The following is a 16,536-nucleotide window of genomic DNA, read 5'->3' as shown; positions in this document are numbered from 1 at the left end:
GATTAGATGTTTCTTTAAAAGGTTGCTAATTTTTAAAAGAAATGTACTATTGTTTTGGCGATATTTATTTTTGGTATTTTCTTATTTTACCGGTATATGAGCTTTAAGGCATCAGCAGGTTTGATCCTGATTTTGGGAGTGATTCTAGGTTTTCTTCAAAGCTGTGGCGGAGATTCGTCTCAGCAGGCCCAACAGGAAAAAGTACCCGAGCAGATTAGCTATAATTTTGATATACGTCCGATCCTATCAGACAAATGCCTGGCTTGTCACGGGCCGGATGCCAACAAGCGGGAAGCTGGTTTGCGTCTTGATATTGCGGAAAACGCTTTTGCAGCTTTAAAAGAAAACCCGAAGGCCCATGCACTGGTTGCCGGCAAACCTGAACTTTCGCAAGCTTATCTTAGGATTACTTCGAAGGATACTGGCTTGCTTATGCCACCGCCCGCTTCTAATCTCAAACTGACGCACCACGAGATTACGCTGATTGAAAAATGGATTAAACAAGGCGCGAAATATGAAAAACACTGGGCTTTTGTAGCTCCGCGAAAACCCGGCATTCCCGAGGTTGATCTTACGGATTGGCCAAAAAATGAAATTGATTATTTCATCCTGCAAAAACAGGAACAGAAAGGAATTCAACCCAATGAGGAAGCAGACAGGGAGAGACTTTTAAAAAGACTTAGTCTGGATATTACCGGTTTGCCTCCTACATTGAAAATGATGGATGATTTTCTGGCCGACAAAAACAGCAATGCTTATGAAAAGATGGTTGATCAGCTGCTTAAAAATCCTGCTTATGGAGAAAAAATGGCGATTCACTGGCTGGACCTGGCCCGGTATGCCGATTCGCATGGTTATCAGGATGATGGTTACCGCACCCAATGGCCCTGGCGCGACTGGGTGATCCATGCTTTTAACAAAAATATGCATTATGATGATTTCGTAACCTGGCAGTTGGCTGGCGATCTTCTGCCTAACTCGGGCAAGGAGCAGCTTTTGGCTACCGGATTTAACCGTAATCACAAAATCACAGAGGAGGGCGGCGTCATACCCGAGGAGTACCGCATCATGTACGTGACGGATCGTAATGATCTGTTTGGTAAAGGACTGCTTGGTGTTACGCTCGAATGCGCACATTGCCACGACCATAAATACGATCCTTTTTCACAGAAGGAATATTATCAGATGTTTGCTTTTTTTAACAACGTCAATGAAGTCGGGATAGAATCTGTCATCGGCGGACCGGAGACTTATGCAAAAAAACCGTTGATGGAAATCAGTAACCAGGATGTGAAGGACATTCTAAGTTTCGTAAACAAACCTGATACGAACCGGCTTATCGTATCCGTGATGGGCGATCTGGATTCGACCAGAAAGACTTACATTCTCAAACGCGGTGTGTATGACGCGCCAGGAGAAGAGGTGCAGCCCGGAACACCTCAGTCCATTTTACCTTTTAATAAAAATTATCCCAAAAACAGACTGGGCCTGTCCAAATGGCTTTTTGATAAAAAAAATCCTTTGACGTCAAGAGTTTACGTCAATATTCTTTGGCAGGAATTCTTTGGAAAAGGTATTGTAAAAACCTCAGGTGATTTTGGCATGCAGGGTGAACTTCCCTCTCATCCGGCACTGCTCGACTGGCTTGCTTCGGACTTTATGGAACACAACTGGGATGTGAAAAGACTGGTGAAACAAATGGTTACCTCGGCAACTTACAGGCAATCTGCGGTAATTAATAAAGAGAAATTAGCTACCGATCCGGATAATATTTTGCTGGCAAGAGGTCCGCGTTACCGTATTCACGCAGAGTTTATCAAAGATCTGGTTTTGTCAAGCAGCGGTCTTCTCAATAAAACAATTGGTGGTCCAAGTGTAAAGCCTTACCAGCCGGCAGGACTTTGGGAAGGAGCAACTTCGGGAAGGGGTTTACTTTCTGTTTATAACCAGGATCATGGGGCGAGCCTTTATCGCCGGGGCATGTACACGCTGATAAAACGGACGGTTCCGCCACCGACAATGGGGATTTTCGATGCAAGTAACCGGGATTTGTGTGAGGTGAAAAGATCAAAAACAAATACGCCTTTGCAAGCATTGGTAATGATGAATGATCCTGCTGTACTGGAAGCTTCCCGTGTGTTGGCTGCCGGTTTATTACAGGAGAAAACGGCTGCGAATGAGAAAATTATCAAAGCTTTCCGGCTGATCGTATGCAGAAAGCCGAGTGAAAAGGAACTGACCTTGCTAAGTGCCTACTACGATAAACAGCTTAAGGCAATGACAGCGGCCGCCGCGGAAAAAATGACGGCGGTAGGAGAGTACCCCTTGATCAAAAATGTGGACAAAAAAGCCCTGGCTGCGCTCATGAGGGTGGTATCGACAATTTATAATCTGGAAGAAACAATTACTAAATCATAGGCAGCGAATGAGCTTTCAGCTGTTAAACCCGCTAAGAAGTCAAGTCAAAAAAATAGACCAAACCATTTTACAAGCAAAGCTAACAGCCAATTACTAACAGCTATGAGCTAACAGTTATGGAAAAGGAAATATTAGAACACGGCCTTAATTTTAACAGACGGAGATTTTTGTCTTCAATGAGTTTGGGGATCGGCGGAGTGGCGCTGGGATCCTTACTGATGCCTGATCTTTTCAAAAGCGGTGGAACCGACGATGAAGCTTTTGCGCCCGGAATACCGCATTTTGCTCCGAAGGCCAAACGTGTTATTTATCTTTTCCAAAATGGTGCTCCGTCCCAGCAGGAGCTGTTTGATTACAAACCCAAACTGAGGGACCTGCTCGGTCAGGAGATTCCCCCTTCTGTGCGCGGGACGCAAAGACTTACCGGAATGACTGCCAATCAGGCTTCATTTCCGCTTGTAGGCTCTTTTGTCGATTTTAAACAATATGGTGAGTCGCGGGCATGGGTGAGTGACCTGATGCCGTATACATCTAAGATTGTCGATGATCTTTGTTTTGTCAAATCGATGTATACTGAGGCAATTAATCATGATCCTGCACTGACTTTTTTACAAACCGGCTCACAGCAGGGCAACCGGCCCAGCATGGGTTCCTGGCTGAGCTATGGTTTGGGAAACGAAAATAAAAACCTGCCCAATTTTACTGTTTTGCTTTCCCGTGGCGTAGGAAACGGACAGGGCGTTTATTCCAAATTGTGGTCGAATGGTTTTTTGGATTCTGTACATCAGGGTGTTCAGTTTAGTAAAGGAGAGGATCCTGTGCTTTACCTGCGCGATCCGGAAGGAATGGACAGAAAAGACAGGCGGGATATGCTGGATAATTTGTCGCAGCTTAACCAGATGTCCTATGAGCAATTTGGAGATCCTGAAATTACTGCCAAAGTAAAACAATACGAAATGGCTTACCGGATGCAAACCGCAGTACCGGAAGTAATGGATCTTTCCAAAGAGTCTGATGATATTATCAAACTGTATGGACCCGATTGTCTGGTTCCGGGAACCTATGCGGCCAACTGTCTCCTGGCAAGAAAACTTTCTGAAAATGGTGTCCGCTTCGTTCAGCTTTATCATCAGGGCTGGGATCAGCACGGAAATCTTCCTTTTGAAATTGCTAAACAGGCAAAAGATGTCGATCAGGCTTCTGCTGCCCTGGTGACAGATCTGAAACAAAGAGGTTTGCTTGACGAAACGCTGGTTATCTGGGGGGGGGAATTCGGCCGTACCAGTTATACCCAGGGAAAACTTACTGCCGATAACTATGGCCGGGATCATCATCCGCGTTGTTTTACGATCTGGATGGCAGGAGGTGGCATTAAACCCGGAATGGTTTATGGCGAAACTGACGAGCTGGGTTACAACATTGCCAGTAATCCGGTGCATGTTCACGATTTTCAGGCCACCATTTTGCATCAGCTGGGACTCAACCATGAAAAATTAATTTTTAAACACCTGGGAAGGCGCTACCGTCTGACGGATGTTTCGGGAAAAGTGGTTCGTGATATTATCAGCTAAACAGTTTGTGTACAGTCTTTCAAATTCGTGATTTAAAATCTGATGCATATAAGATTAAAAAGGTTTGCCGGTCAGCTGCTGTTTGCTTCCAATATTTTCATTGCCTTTTTATTGTTGTTTGAAAATAAGCTAGTTATTCCCTTCTGGCTGCAAACCATCGGGCGGATGCATCCGCTGATTCTGCATTTTCCTATTGTAATCCTGCTCATAGCAATGCTGATGGAGTTTTTTCGCTTCCGGCCTGAGAATTCCGCTAACACTTTTTATCGCAATTTTTCACAAAACCTTTTGTTGATCGGCGCTTTGTTTGCGGGAGTGACGGTCGTTATGGGTCTGTTTTTATCAAAAGAAGATGGTTACGGCGGGCAAACATTACTTTGGCATAAATGGACCGGTGCTGGTATTTTTTTTATTTCGTCGCTGATTTATTGGGTCAGAAATAAGGAGTGGTACAAGGCTCCGGTTGCAAAGCTTAGTTCGTTTGTGACGGTAATCGGACTGGTTTTAACGGGGCATTACGGTGCGGCTTTAACGCATGGTGAAAATTTTATTTTCGAACCGATCAGCAAACAAAATGAAATTGCAGCTGTTCCACTGGAAGAAGCCGTTATTTTTAAAGATGTAATTCAACCGATCTTTGAACAGAAATGTGTGAGCTGCCATAATCCGGACAAACTGAAAGGGGAACTCATCCTGACTGACGTTGCTTCCATACAAAAGGGAGGGAAAACAGGTGAACTTTTTATATCGGGAAATACTGAATTAAGTTTACTTCTTCAGCGCATTCACCTGCCCGACGAAGATAAAAAGCACATGCCGCCAATCGGTAAGTCACAGCTGACACCAGAAGAAATAGTGCTGCTTTCTCTTTGGGTAAAAGAAAATGCAGATTTCACAAAAAAGGTAATTGATCTATCTACTCAGGATTCACTGAGAATACTGGCTTCGGCAAGATTAAAACCCTCCGTTACAGAAGAGGAATTTGACTTTGCAGCTGCGGAAGAGGAAACGATTCAAAAGCTCAATACAGATTATAGGACTGTCGCTGTTTTAGCGAAGGAATCGCCGGCGCTGGCAGTGAATATTTACAACCGGAATGCTTTCAGTATAAAACAGCTCGATGAACTTTCAGAAGTAAAAAAGCAGATTGTCTCCCTGAATCTCAATAAAATGCCTGTGAGAGATCAGGACCTGAAAAGTGTCAGTAAGTTTGAAAATCTGCGAAAACTGGATCTTAACTTTACTGATATCACAGCCGCCGGTTTAAAAGAACTATCTTCTCTAAAACATCTAAAAAGTCTGACCTTATCAGGAACAAAAGTCAATTTTAAAGATTTACAAACACAAATTGGTGCGTTTAAAAAACTGGGAACGGTTTCCGTTTGGGATACCGAACTCACTGCGGCTCAAATTTCTATACTACAAAAATCAAATCCGCAGATTACTTTCATCGGCGGATTTAAAGATGATGGCAAGGATCCCCTAAAACTTAATCCGCCTCAGATAAAAAACACTTCGGTGATTTTCTCTCAGCCTACTGCGTTGCTGCTTAAACATCCGATCAAGGGCGTTACGATTCGCTACACTTTGGATGGTACAGAACCGGACAGTTTAACGTCTGCTGTGTTTGACGGGAAAACGGTTTTGATTAACAGCACAAATATCAAGGCAAAGGCTTTCAAAAACGGATGGTTTGGAAGCGATCTGGCTACGTTCAATTTTTTTAAAAGCACGATCAAACCAGATAGTGTCAATCTACTTTTCCCGCTTAACCGAGTACATCAGGCCGAAGGTGCGCATACCTTTTTCGATCATCGACTGGGTGTAATTGGAGCGAACAATCCGGCTTGGGCAAACAATTGGGCCGGTGTTCGGGATAATGATATGACACTGGTTTCAGAGTTTAAAAAACCGGTTTTACTTTCTTCGGTGGGATTGCATTATATGATTGAAGAAGATACAGGCATTTTCCCACCCGAAGTGGTTGAAGTCTGGGGCGGTCCAAACGCGCATCAGCTAAAACTTCTGACGAGAATGAAACCTTCATTACCGGTAAAAGGAGAGAAACCTGTATTAAAATCAGTTGAGGGTAATTTTAAGGCAGAAACGGTTAGCTGTCTTAAAATAGTTGCCAGACCACTGAGCAAGATACCGGAATGGCACAGAAGCAAGGGAGGTAAGGCGCTTTTACTCGTTGATGAAATGTTTCTTAACTGAGACAAAGTAAATATCATTTCTTTCTCTCAAGCCTTCTCCACATTTCTGCGCATGCCCTGCTGTTGTGATAGGGGCATTTCCAGAAGTTGATTTTGTCACCTTTAACCGGTGTGCCATCTTCTTTTACCGTGCCAAACCATTCACCGCGATCTTTGTCGACGAATTCAGTTATAATGTAATCCCAGCTTTTTTGTGATTTGATCTTAAAATGTTCCTGTTTTGTAAGTTCATAGGCATTGTAAAACCCAACCATTTGTTCAGCAGCAACCCACCAGCTCCGGTCGGTGTTGGTAATTTTAGTTTCAGGGTCGTATTCGTAATTCAGCGCTCCGTCGCGGCTTAGTCCTGTAACGGCTGCCTGCGCCATTAAAATTGAATTCTGTCTTACTTTCTCAATCAGCTTTTTATCTTGCAGTACCTCCGCCGTTTCATAAAGCAGCCAGGAAGCCTCTATGTCGTGACCAAAAGAAATCACATGATCCTTTGGCTTCCAGGTCGCGTCAAAAAACAGCTCCATTCGGTTCGTTTCGTTATCTACAATATGTATCAAGATGGTATCGAGCATATTAGCCGTTTGCTGTTTTAAATGTTTATCGGGCCAAACACTGTACAAATTTGTGTACGCTTCTACCAAATGAAGGTGCGTGTTCATGCTTTTGATCCAAGGCTTCTTACTCAGAATGTAGTCGTCGGTGTCTGTCCAGTTTCTGTTGAAAGCCTCCCGGTAACCTCCGTTTGTGTCATCAAAAGCATGTTTTTCAATCAGGGAAAAAAGCTGCTTTGCTTTTTCGAGTGCAGGAGGAAAATTCGTCACACGGTAGTATTCACTTAAACCATAAATGGCAAAAGCTTGTCCGTAGATCTGTTTCCGGCTGTCTGCCGGTTTTCCGTCTGCAGTAACCGACCAATAAACGCCCCCGTGTTCCTCATCGACGAAATTCTTGATCAGTTGCTGATAAGCCCGGTCAGCAAGCGTAAGGTAATTAACTTGTTTAAAAAGGCGGTGAGCCATTGAGAATGTCCAGAGAATGCGACCGGTTAAAACAACCGATTTTGCTGAATTAGCAACCGGTTTGTTGTCATAACCAACCCTTCCGTAAAAACCTCCTTTATCTTTATCCTGGCCATATTTTTCCCAGTACACAAGAATACTGATCAGTTCATTTCTAAAAGCTTCAGGTGTAAATTGCGCCATGGTTTTCTTTTTTAGAAAAAAGTGATGCCGTTTAAAAAGCTACTTGTAAAGAGCAAATCTGGAAAGACTACTTAAACAAAAAAAGCGGTTATCCGGGGAGACAACCGCTTTAAACTTATTACTTAAAACTAAAAAACTTAAAAATTAGTCTCCCTGATTTTCTTCCAGGTCGTTGTGGTTGTCACCACCCAGGCTATAATAGTTGTTTTCTTCGTCTTCGTTACCGTCGATTTCGTCTTCGTCGTCCAGATCAGACCCCGGTACGTCCAGGTCGTCTCCAACCAGGTCGTCTTCAAAATCCTTTTCATTCCAACCAGTCGACTCTTCGTTTTCCAGCTTATCGCGACCTATAAACTCAGGATCTATTTCTTCATCAACTAAACCCCGGGTGAAAATGTCATCAGAGGCAGGGTAGTTTCCAGGCAGATCGTCATCATATAAATCGTCATCATCGTCGTCACCAAAAGGTACCATATTGTTTCAGATTTTAGTTGAATAATATTTTATAGAAGTTAAGATTTAGGCTGCAATTTAACCTAAGCTTTACGAATTGTATAGGGGAATCGATAAAAAATCATTCCAAATTTTTATCGATCTTAAAATATGTTTGCAATGATCTGAGTATTAACATGTGTTCTATTTACTTTACATCAAAGGAAATATCATTTCAGTTATTCATCCATTTTTTATTTCATGCGAAGACAATTTTTACAGTTAACATCGGCGGCGCTCATCGTTACAGGGCTCACCGGCTTTTATCTTCTAAAAACCCAGCCAGAGAAACTTCCGGTTGCTTCTAACCTGATGCCGGTCGATGCAAAGGAAATTAAACTGCCGGTCGGATTTTCTGCCAAAATTCTTGGAACTGATATGGGAGCAACCCGGCATATTGCTGTCGCTAAAAACGGAGATATTTATGTTAAGCTCGCCAAACTTAAAGATGGCAAAGGGATTTATTTGTTAAGGGATACCAACAAGGATGGTACGATCGACGAGCAAAAGCTGTTCGGAGATTTTCCGGGAACAGGAATAATGATTAAAAATGGTTACCTGTACGCTTCTTCCAATAAGGCTGTGTACCGCTACAAGCTCAATGAAAAGGAAGAAATCATAGATTTTGATAAACCGGAGAAGATTATCGACGGTCTTCTTGACCATGGTCGCGATAATGCCAAGCCGCTGGCTATTGACGGGAAGTCGAACATTTATGTGACCATAGGTTCATACAGTGATAACTGCCGTCAGGCGGGTTCAGGCAAGGGGATGTCGCCTTGCACGATTCTGGACTCTGCCGGCGGTATCTGGAAATTTAGCGCTGAAAAATCGGGACAAACCTTCTCTGATGGTGTTCGGTACGCAACGGGTGTGAAAAACGCTGTTGGGATTGACTGGGATACAAAAACAAATTCGCTTTACGCAACCGCTCACGGCCGGGGTAAATTCGACGATTTTTACCCGCAATATTATACGCCAAAACATAGCGCAGAACTTCCGGCTGAGGCGTTGTACAAGCTCAAAGAAGGTGATGATGCAGGCTGGCCGTATATTTACTACGATCATTTCCAAAACAAAAAAATGCTTGCTCCCGAATACGGAGGCGATGGCAAAAAGACTTCGGGAGAAAAAGCAGTTGATCCGTTTGTTGCTTTTCCGGCGCATTTAGGTCCGAATGCATTGATGTTCTATACGGGCAACAGTTTCCCGGCCCGCTACAAAAACGGCGCTTTTATTGCCTTTCATAGCCAGTCTGCCGAACTTCACAAAGGTTATCTGGTTGCATTTGTTCCCTTTGTAAATGGGAAAGCAGGGAAGTGGGAAATATTTGCAGACAATTTTGCCGGGACCGATCTCGTAAAACCAACCGGGCCGATCCAGCATCGACCATGCGGACTAGCTCAGGGACCGGATGGCTCTTTGTATGTTACAGACGATCTCAACGGCACGATATTTAAAATCGATTACAAGAAAAAATAAGGTGTAGAACATAAAAAAATCCGGCTTGCGATCAGGCCGGATTTTTTTCGTTTTATGAAGTATATTATTTTAAAACAGGATCAAACCCCTTTTGTTTGATTTGTTTTTCAGTCATTGAGACAATGTTTACATCCAGTGTAATGGGAGAAAGCGGCGTATCCGTTGAATCCTTTTTTACGCTGACAATCTGGTCAATTACATCCATACCCTGAAAAACCTGTCCGAAAATGGTATACTTATCATCCAGACGGGCAATTCCTTTTTTATTCTGAACAACGTAAAACTGACATCCGGCAGAAAGCATCTGTGGGTTATCGTCCCGGCCTGCACCAACTGCTCCGTAAACGTGACGCAATTTGCTGTTAAACTCAGGTTTTAGCAGATATGGTGAATCAGAAAAACCTGCTGGTGTATCCGGACAGCCGCCTTGTGCTACAAAATCCTTGATCACCCTGTTAAATGTAAGCGTATCCCAGTAATTCTCTTTGGCCAGTTTGATAAAACTCGCTTTGTGATTTGGCGTTTCGTCATAAAGAAATATAAGAATTTCGCCCATGTTGGTCTTGATCTGGCCAACAGAATAACTTTTGTTTGTTTGCGCATGAGCTGAAAATCCCGTGGCGAAAAGGGTAAGTAATAGTAATCGGTATATCATATGGAGTGAATTTTTTTGGACAATTTACAAACTCATTCCACCGTCTACAAAAATATTTTGTCCGGTTATAAAATTCCCTGCTTCCGAGCAAAGTAAAACGGCAACACCTGCGCAGTCTTCCGGTGAGCCAATTTTCCCGGCGGGCGTTTCCAGGCGTTTATTGATGCGCTCTTCACTGTCACCAACTTCTTCTCCGATTCGCGGCGTGTCAATTACACCAGGTGCCAGATTGTTGACCGTAACGTTTTTATCCGCCAGCTGCATCGCAACGTTTTGCACCATGTTTAATACAGCGGATTTGGTAGCTGCATACACGATCATGTTCGGATGAGGTTTAATCTGCTGAACACTGCCGATGGTAACAATCCGTCCCCAGCCATTGTCTATCATTTTGGGAGCAAATTTTTGCATAAGCAGGAAAGTTGATTTTAAGTTGACATCAACCTGTGTGTCAAACTCCTGTTCGGTAACCTCAGTCCAAACAGCCGGTAACTGCACAGAAGCGTTGATAACCAGAATGTCCACCTTGTCAACCTGAGCGAAAACAGCCTCAGAAAGTTTGGAAACGGAGCCTGGTTCAGATAAATCAGCCTGAACGGGATAAACTTTAACATTGAATTTTTTTAGTTCTGAGGCCGCTTGCTGTACTTCATTTTCATCCTTTCTGTAATGCAGGATGACATCTGCACCATATTCGGCAAAAGCCAGGGCAATGCCTTTTCCAATGCCCTGGCTCGAACCGGTGACCAGCGCCGTTTTTCCGGATAAACATAGCTTTTCTGCAATCATAAAGGTAAAGTTTACTTTTCACAGCACTAATTTTATGCCAAAAACCTCCTTAAAGCATTGAGAAAGGCTTATTGTTCCTTTTTCATTACAAAGTTTCCTACCCCTTGTTTTAAAGTTAGCTCATTTTTTGAAGTATCAAAAACAATAACAATTCCTGCTGCCTCAAAGGCAAATACGTTTGGTTCAGTAGGTGTTAAAGGAAATGCGCCCTGGCCCGTTGCCTGTCCGGTAAGCCCGTTTTCATTTTTTGCAATTGTGATTTTGACTGGTATCGCCGGGCCGGAGTAAACACCCAGGTACTTGTCAAGCTCTTCGGATTTTACAGATATGCTTTTAAATGTTGGAATGACGAATGGAAAATTATAATAACTGCTCAGCATTGCCAGCAATATGCTGTTTAGCGGATAAGAAACGCCATTTGAGCAGATGGCAAAAGCCACCTCGTCCTCAGGGAAATAGTATAGATTAGAGACAAATCCATCGATAGAACCGTTGTGGCCATATCCCGTTTTTGGTCCGAAAGGAACAGTGAACATGCCTTTTCCATAACCGTCCTGCAAGGTTTTCATTTGTTCGAGACTTGCTTTTGAAACCAGTTTGCCGGCGAAAAGGGATGTGATGAAAGTAGTCATTTCCGCAGGCGTTGAAACGATTGCACCGGATCCTCCCGGAACGCTCATGTCAGTCTCGGGCTGCTGAATCCAGTATCCCATGGGTTTGTAAGAATAACTCTCATTTTTTGTCAAATCTGTTTTTCCCCCATAATAGGTTTCTTTCAGATTTAGTTTTGATACGATGCGCTCGTTGAGATTTTCTGAATAGCTTTTCTTCGTAATTTTTTCGACGATGTATCCGAGCAAATTGTAATTCGTGTTGCTGTACTCAAATTTGGCACCTGGCTCAAAATCAGGCTTTTGAGAAACGAATAACTCAATGTTCTCTGCCTGTGTTTTTGGCTGGGTCATGTATTGCATAAACCCCGGTCCGGTTGTGAAATTATGCAGGCCGCTGCGGTGACTTAGCAATATGTCAACTGTAATTTTATCGGCGTTCGGGATGGTTGGAAAGAAGGCAGATAACTTGTCGGTCAGTTTAAGTTTACCTGCATCGATCAGCTGAAAAACCATTGTAGCCGTAAAAGTCTTGGAAATTGAGCCTATACGGTAGCGGGTTTTGGTAGTTGCCGGAGTTTTTTCTGTTGAATTGATGGATGCGAAACCTATTGCTCTCTGGTAAATCACCGCATTGTTTTTAGAAATAGCCACACTGACCATGGCTTTGTCCTTTTGAGATAGAATATCAAAGAGGCTGTCCAGTTTTGCTTTGTTGAAATTTTGTCCAAAGCTTGTAAAGGCAATCGATGTGCAGATTGCGAACGTGAGTAAAATTTTATTTCTCATGCAGATGTTTATTGTTTAAGGATTTGCGCCTGGATAGATTACAAGGTTGCAAAAGCCCTTACCGGAAAGGTGCCGACACCTTTAAACTTTGGCGGAACGGCACTGAACAGATAATTGCTGTCAGGAAGCTTGTCCAGGTTGCACAAATGTTCAACAATCAGGATCCCTGAACCAAGTAAAATGGTATGAACGGGTCTTTTGTTGGCTCTTGTGTCATCTATATTGTGACTATCGATACCTACGAGTTTAACCTGACGTTCAGCCAGGTACTGCGCGGCCTCACTTGTGAGAAAAGGGTGATTCTCAAAATAATGATCCGTATTCCAGTGGGCCGACCAACCCGTGTTGACAAGCACTGCCTTTCCGGTTAAATCCTGGTTAATAAAATATTCAGGACCAATTTCCAATATGTCTTTTGCCTCAATTGTTATTGCCGCCAGATTGGCAAAAGATTCCAGAGCGGTTTGAGATAAATCAGTTCCGTGTTCAAATCTGTGAAAAGGGCAATCTATGTAGGTGCCGGTATTGCTTACCATCTCAATTTTTCCAATCTGAAAAGTAGTTCCTTCTTCGTATTTTCCTTCTGAATCCTGACGGCTGAGGAAATCGCAAATGACCGGTGCGGGAAGACCTTTGTAGGTTATAAGACCATTAAAAATGGTATGGCTCAAATCGATCAATTGCCCGGTTTGCAACGGATCGGTTATTTGTCTTTTGTGTTTTTCCTGAATATAAAATTTATTGAGAATCCGAACCTGATCCACCATCAAAAGTCGCAGATCCTCAATAATGTAACTAGTCAGGGCGCTGTCAGAAATGTTTTCACCTTCAATGTCCAGCCGGAAGTCCTGGCCCTGGATACCTCCACCGTTTGTAAATGTTACTTCAAAATCAAAAACTACTCTGTATTGCATGACATCCTGAATTTGCTGTGATGCAATTAAATCATATTTAAGGAATTGTGAGAATTTAAATTATCGCATTGAAAACAGCAGTTTCGTGAGAGTTTTCAATCAAAGTTTTTAAAAATTTGTATCCGCTTTTTTGAGATCTTCTTCTTTAATCCAGATATTCCGGTACAAAACGTCATGTCCCTCCGATTGCAATTTCAGTCCACCCGGTCTGTCGGTAATCCCTTTTCCGCCTTCGTTTCCGCCATCAATTCCTGAATTTGGCCCACCCCAAACCTGGCTGATGGCATGATTGGAGTGTACTTTTTTGCCGTTGAAGTATAAAGTTACCAATGGTTTTTCAACCAGTTTTCCATCTTTAAAACGGGCAGCGCGAAAGAGGATATCATAAGAATTCCACTTGCCGATTCCGTTGTAAGCGTAATATGGTGATTTGGATTCATTAATTACTGCCGCCATACCGTGAGAAGTCGTATCGCCATCAAGTACCTGAATTTCATAGCGGTTTTGAAGGTAAACACCGCTGTTCCCTCCTTTTTTTGTAATAAAAAATTCAACATGTGCACGAAAATCGCGGAACTGCTTTTTGGTAACAATATCCGCTGAACCATAAAGGCCGCCAGCGGATGCCGGATCGTTACAGTTAATGACAGTGCCCGCATCGACCGGATCCTTGACGACGGTCCATTTAATCGGAGGTTTGGCCGAAAAACGAGGACCTTCCCAATAAATCCATTTTTCATCAAGCATCTTACGGCTGCCATCCATGTAAAGCTCTGCACCTTTGGGCGGTTTTGTCCCGACTCCTGTTTGTGCATAAAGCGAATTGCCAGCGCCGATTATCAGCATAACACCTATCAATAATTGTTTTAATCGGATGGAGTTTAACATATCAGTTTGTTTAATCAATTTCTACATATAAGCAGATCTGTATTTCGGATTACTCTTAGTCCCTGTCTTTTTGTTTTTAACCGCACTTTCCTTTTAACAGACAGACTTCCAACAAAATGAGGAATTGATGCTACGGTTGTAACCACCGTATATATATCAAAATTTGGTAAAGTTTCTCTAAAAGCTATTGTCCTATTCCGGTAAGTTGTGGAACAATTCTTATTAAACATTTTAAAAGCCTAATACTTTTCAAAACATTTTATCAACAAGGAATATGGAAACAAACTACAACACGCAAGATACCTGCACAGTGACTGGTATTTTTGCAACCCGGGAGGACGCTGAGAATGCCTTCCATATTTTAATTGAACTGGGTTATACACCCGAAGAAATTACGCTAATCATGTCTGAGGAAACTCAGGAGAAATTATATAACCCGCACAGCCCGCAAATAAACTTTACAAGTATTGATAAGGATAAAACTTGTGTTACAATTTCAGACGCAATCAATACTCTAGGTAAATATATTTCCTTCCCCGGTGTGGCACTTATGGTGGCTGCGGACCTGAATGACGGGGGCGTAAGAGCTCTGACTGGTTCAGTGATGTCTGAGCGTTACGCACAGTATTTTCGCACAAGGATCAATGATGGGGAGATTGTAATTGACTTCAAGCCTCATAGTGTTTTGGAAAGAAATATAGTTGCAGGACTTTGGGAAAATTATGGCGGGGATCCGCTCGTAAGACATTTGAGGAATGTGGCTTGATGAGATATGCTCAGGTTGACAGAATAATCATTTTTAAGGTGCATGGAAAAATTAATTTCATGCACCTTTTTTATTTTACTTACTCAGCTAATCGCGGTACCTGAATACAAGGAAAGAATCAGGATCACAAACTGGCTTAATTTTTGTCCTGAGAAATTAATATCTGCAAGATAATTCTTGAAATAACTTAAAGTGCGGCAAGTATGGACAAGTACGGAAAAATTATTTGTTTAGCTATTCTGTTTTTGATCACGACCGTTCACATTTTCGGACAAAATAAAAAACAGTCTGATTTTAAAAAAGTTGTCTTCATTGCCGGGCCCGATAGCCATGGAAAAGGTGAGCATGAACATAATGGAGGGAGTAAACTTATGTCTCAAAAGATTAAGGAAAGCTTCCCGGATGTGCAGACAATTGTATGCGAAAACGGCTGGCCGAAAGATAGTTCTGTGTTTGATCAGGCGGATGCAGTCGTCATTTTTTGCGATGGAGGCGGCGATCATATGCTGATGCCATATTTGGAACAACTGGATAAAATATTAACCAAAGATGTAGGGATTGCGATGCTCCATTTTACGCTGGAAATACCAAAGGAATTGGGGCAGAAATACTCTTTAAAGTGGATTGGAGGTTATTTTGAAACAGACTGGTCGGTGAACCCGGTTTGGACAGCGAGCTTTGAAAGTTTTCCGGATCACCCCGTAGCAAAGGGTTTAAAGCCATTTAGCGTTAGGGATGAATGGTACTATCACATGCGGTTTTCAAAGGGGATGAAGGGAATCACACCCATTTTGAAAACACTTCCTCCGGATTCTACTCTGAACCGTGAAGAAGGAACACATTCAAATAATCAATATGTACGTCAGGCAGTTTTGGTTGATAAACAGCCTCAGGTTTTAGCCTGGACTTTTGAGCGGACAGATGGTGGCAGAGGTTTCGGGTTTACGGGAGGACATGTACACGCGAACTGGAAAGACGATAATTTTAGAAAGCTGGTTTTAAACGCGATAGCTTGGACAGCTAAAATCAGTATTCCGGAAAATGGAATCGATAGTAAAACTCCCGAAAATGAGGAACTCGAAATGCTGAGTAAACAATTGTAAAAGCTGTTTTGTACAATGACTGAAACATCGGTTCAAAACATTAGGTCGTAAGTGAATTTAGTCTTTTTCTAATCTTGTAATTTCATTCTCAGGTAATGTGTTACCGGTTTAAAGTAATTGTTAATGGTTCGAATAAATGTGATATTTGCGCAGCGACTTTTTTAAATTGAAACCAAAGCATGTCACTGAAAGGGCCCATTATTGCTATTGAAGACGATACTGATGACCAATTTTTGCTAAAAACCGCAATTTCAGAATTGGGTATACCTAACCGGTTAGTTTTTTTTGAAAACGGTCTTGAAGCACTTTTGTATCTTGAAACGACTCAGGAGCAGCCATTTCTAATTCTTTGTGACATCAATATGCCGGTAATGAATGGTCTTGAACTTCGTGAGCGTATTGATGCAAATGCCTATTTAAAGAAAAAAGCAATCCCGTTCGTCTTCCTGAGTACTGCCGACAACCCGCAGATCGTTGATGCTGCGTATAATTCAACCATACAGGGTTTTTATAAAAAACTCAGCAATTTTGCTTCTTATAAAGGTCAGGTCAAGATCATTATCGACTACTGGCAACACTGCCTACATCCCAATACGAGATAAATTTCTCTTGATATCTGATAAACTTGCAATTAACCGAGTGCCTA

The 16,536-nt window shown here is 42.5% G+C and carries 14 protein-coding genes; 7 read left to right on the top strand and 7 right to left on the bottom strand.

What is annotated here, in order from left to right:
- Positions 1-96 precede the first annotated feature (96 nt).
- From E0F88_RS28655 to E0F88_RS28645, 3 genes are all read left to right on the top strand, one after another.
- Positions 97-2,418: a PSD1 and planctomycete cytochrome C domain-containing protein gene (locus tag E0F88_RS28655; protein ID WP_131961775.1), complete on the top strand. Its 2,322-nt coding sequence runs from the start codon at positions 97-99 to the stop codon at positions 2,416-2,418.
- 116 nt (positions 2,419-2,534) lie between these two features.
- Entirely contained in the window at positions 2,535-3,989 is a 1,455-nt protein-coding gene (locus E0F88_RS28650) for a DUF1501 domain-containing protein (RefSeq protein WP_131961774.1), read from the top strand.
- A gap of 42 nt (positions 3,990-4,031) precedes the next feature.
- Complete coding sequence (locus tag E0F88_RS28645; protein ID WP_131961773.1) at positions 4,032-6,206, top strand: c-type cytochrome domain-containing protein; 2,175 nt, start codon at positions 4,032-4,034, stop codon at positions 6,204-6,206.
- 13 nt (positions 6,207-6,219) lie between these two features.
- Here E0F88_RS28645 and E0F88_RS28640 read toward each other — a convergent pair whose 3' ends face one another.
- Both E0F88_RS28640 and E0F88_RS28635 read right to left on the bottom strand, forming a co-directional pair.
- Entirely contained in the window at positions 6,220-7,401 is a 1,182-nt protein-coding gene (locus E0F88_RS28640; RefSeq protein ID WP_131961772.1) for an AGE family epimerase/isomerase, read from the bottom strand.
- A gap of 144 nt (positions 7,402-7,545) precedes the next feature.
- Complete coding sequence (locus E0F88_RS28635; RefSeq protein WP_131961771.1) at positions 7,546-7,875, bottom strand: hypothetical protein; 330 nt, start codon at positions 7,873-7,875, stop codon at positions 7,546-7,548.
- A 219-nt stretch (positions 7,876-8,094) separates the two neighbouring features.
- Here E0F88_RS28635 and E0F88_RS28630 point away from each other — a divergent pair, with 219 nt between their 5' ends.
- Positions 8,095-9,375 (top strand): PQQ-dependent sugar dehydrogenase, encoded by a 1,281-nt coding sequence (locus E0F88_RS28630; protein ID WP_131961770.1) that lies wholly within the window; start codon positions 8,095-8,097, stop codon positions 9,373-9,375.
- A gap of 64 nt (positions 9,376-9,439) precedes the next feature.
- Here the strand turns inward: E0F88_RS28630 and E0F88_RS28625 are convergent, their stop codons facing one another.
- The 5 genes from E0F88_RS28625 to E0F88_RS28605 form a co-directional block, all read right to left on the bottom strand.
- Complete coding sequence (locus E0F88_RS28625; protein WP_374756331.1) at positions 9,440-10,027, bottom strand: peptidylprolyl isomerase; 588 nt, start codon at positions 10,025-10,027, stop codon at positions 9,440-9,442.
- Between the two features lie 27 nt (positions 10,028-10,054).
- On the bottom strand, positions 10,055-10,819 hold the full coding sequence (locus tag E0F88_RS28620) for an SDR family NAD(P)-dependent oxidoreductase (protein ID WP_131961768.1): 765 nt from the start codon (positions 10,817-10,819) through the stop codon (positions 10,055-10,057).
- 68 nt (positions 10,820-10,887) lie between these two features.
- Positions 10,888-12,219 carry a serine hydrolase domain-containing protein gene (locus E0F88_RS28615; protein ID WP_131961767.1) on the bottom strand — a complete coding sequence of 444 codons (1,332 nt, stop codon included), beginning with the start codon at positions 12,217-12,219 and terminating at the stop codon, positions 10,888-10,890.
- Positions 12,220-12,257: 38 nt separating this feature from the next.
- Entirely contained in the window at positions 12,258-13,133 is an 876-nt protein-coding gene (locus E0F88_RS28610; protein ID WP_131961766.1) for a cyclase family protein, read from the bottom strand.
- Between the two features lie 108 nt (positions 13,134-13,241).
- Positions 13,242-13,979 (bottom strand): 3-keto-disaccharide hydrolase, encoded by a 738-nt coding sequence (locus E0F88_RS28605; RefSeq protein ID WP_229213946.1) that lies wholly within the window; start codon positions 13,977-13,979, stop codon positions 13,242-13,244.
- A 316-nt stretch (positions 13,980-14,295) separates the two neighbouring features.
- Between E0F88_RS28605 and E0F88_RS28600 the strand changes: the two genes are divergently transcribed.
- The 3 genes from E0F88_RS28600 to E0F88_RS28590 all read left to right on the top strand — a co-directional run bounded on the left by E0F88_RS28600 (position 14,296) and on the right by E0F88_RS28590 (position 16,492).
- Positions 14,296-14,787: a hypothetical protein gene (locus E0F88_RS28600; protein WP_131961764.1), complete on the top strand. Its 492-nt coding sequence runs from the start codon at positions 14,296-14,298 to the stop codon at positions 14,785-14,787.
- Positions 14,788-14,990: 203 nt separating this feature from the next.
- Complete coding sequence (locus E0F88_RS28595; protein ID WP_131961763.1) at positions 14,991-15,890, top strand: ThuA domain-containing protein; 900 nt, start codon at positions 14,991-14,993, stop codon at positions 15,888-15,890.
- A gap of 179 nt (positions 15,891-16,069) precedes the next feature.
- The gene (locus E0F88_RS28590; protein WP_131961762.1) at positions 16,070-16,492 is read left to right on the top strand and encodes a response regulator; all 423 of its coding nucleotides are present in this window, start codon (positions 16,070-16,072) and stop codon (positions 16,490-16,492) included.
- The last annotated feature ends 44 nt before the right edge of the window (positions 16,493-16,536 follow it).

The organism is Dyadobacter psychrotolerans (genome assembly GCF_004349265.1).
GTDB lineage: Bacteria > Bacteroidota > Bacteroidia > Cytophagales > Spirosomataceae > Dyadobacter > Dyadobacter psychrotolerans.
Note: the sequence above shows the minus strand (reverse complement) of the source record. Positions and strands in the feature narration are given on the sequence as shown.

Bases quoted from the DNA above. Each gene is read 5' to 3' on its own strand.
- E0F88_RS28600 (WP_131961764.1), top strand. From the start codon at position 14,296: ATGGAAACAAACTACAACACGCAAGATACCTGCACAGTGACTGGTATT.
- E0F88_RS28630 (WP_131961770.1), top strand. From the start codon at position 8,095: ATGCGAAGACAATTTTTACAGTTAACATCGGCGGCGCTCATCGTTACA.
- E0F88_RS28615 (WP_131961767.1), bottom strand. From the start codon at position 12,219: ATGAGAAATAAAATTTTACTCACGTTCGCAATCTGCACATCGATTGCC.
- E0F88_RS28605 (WP_229213946.1), bottom strand. From the start codon at position 13,979: ATGCTGATAATCGGCGCTGGCAATTCGCTTTATGCACAAACAGGAGTC.
- E0F88_RS28620 (WP_131961768.1), bottom strand. From the start codon at position 10,819: ATGATTGCAGAAAAGCTATGTTTATCCGGAAAAACGGCGCTGGTCACC.
- E0F88_RS28650 (WP_131961774.1), top strand. From the start codon at position 2,535: ATGGAAAAGGAAATATTAGAACACGGCCTTAATTTTAACAGACGGAGA.
- E0F88_RS28610 (WP_131961766.1), bottom strand. From the start codon at position 13,133: ATGCAATACAGAGTAGTTTTTGATTTTGAAGTAACATTTACAAACGGT.
- E0F88_RS28635 (WP_131961771.1), bottom strand. From the start codon at position 7,875: ATGGTACCTTTTGGTGACGACGATGATGACGATTTATATGATGACGAT.
- E0F88_RS28590 (WP_131961762.1), top strand. From the start codon at position 16,070: ATGTCACTGAAAGGGCCCATTATTGCTATTGAAGACGATACTGATGAC.
- E0F88_RS28645 (WP_131961773.1), top strand. From the start codon at position 4,032: ATGCATATAAGATTAAAAAGGTTTGCCGGTCAGCTGCTGTTTGCTTCC.
- E0F88_RS28595 (WP_131961763.1), top strand. From the start codon at position 14,991: ATGGACAAGTACGGAAAAATTATTTGTTTAGCTATTCTGTTTTTGATC.
- E0F88_RS28640 (WP_131961772.1), bottom strand. From the start codon at position 7,401: ATGGCGCAATTTACACCTGAAGCTTTTAGAAATGAACTGATCAGTATT.
- E0F88_RS28655 (WP_131961775.1), top strand. From the start codon at position 97: ATGAGCTTTAAGGCATCAGCAGGTTTGATCCTGATTTTGGGAGTGATT.